The following is a 695-nucleotide window of genomic DNA, read 5'->3' as shown; positions in this document are numbered from 1 at the left end:
ATCTCGTCAGCATGATTCGCATTGCCTTTTTCGCCTGACGACCATAGCGTGCGGGAACCACCTGATCCCATGCCGAACTCAGCAGTGAAACCGCTCAGCGCCGATGGTAGTGTGGGAGTTCCCATGCGAGAGTAGGTCATCGTCAGGCACTTATATCGAGAAAACCCCGAGCCCAAAAGGCTCGGGGTTTTTTCATGTCTGGCCGACAGGTCGCGTATATGATCGGGGAGTTCCCATGGAGAGTATCGGAACGCCGACCGGGACATCGTCAGGCACTTATCCCGAGAAAACCTCGGCTCATCGAGTAGGGGTTTTTTCATGTGCGAACGTTTAATGTGATCTCCTCCAAAAAAACGCCCCGGCCTCTGATGAGGGCGGGGCGTTTGTCGTTGGATGTGCCATTGGAGAATCAGAATGCCAGTTGGCGCTTTCGTTGGTGAACGTGAAACCTGTGCGAACTCCTGGTCACTCCAGCTGAGCCTGGCTCGATCGGGCATGATCCCAGGAAGAGTGATATCACGTGAGTCTCGGGAAACCCCGCCATCATGGGCCTCACGCCGCGCGCGCACTCTTGTTCAACACGACACAGAAAAAGTCCTTGCACCCTACCGGGGAAATCCGTAAAGTACGCATCCGCTGCCGGCGACGGGCAACGTTGCAGGCGGTGATGAGTGGCAGAAGCGCTTGTTTTTCTT

General features: G+C 55.7%; 1 rRNA gene. It reads left to right on the top strand.

From position 1 onward, the window contains the following. The first annotated feature begins 33 nt into the window (after positions 1-33). Positions 34-148, top strand: a 5S ribosomal RNA gene (gene rrf, locus CVH10_RS16870). The last annotated feature ends 547 nt before the right edge of the window (positions 149-695 follow it).

The organism is Halomonas sp. ND22Bw, assembly GCF_003011945.1.
GTDB classification, from domain to species: Bacteria; Pseudomonadota; Gammaproteobacteria; order Pseudomonadales; family Halomonadaceae; genus Halomonas; species Halomonas halophila.
Note: the sequence above shows the minus strand (reverse complement) of the source record. Positions and strands in the feature narration are given on the sequence as shown.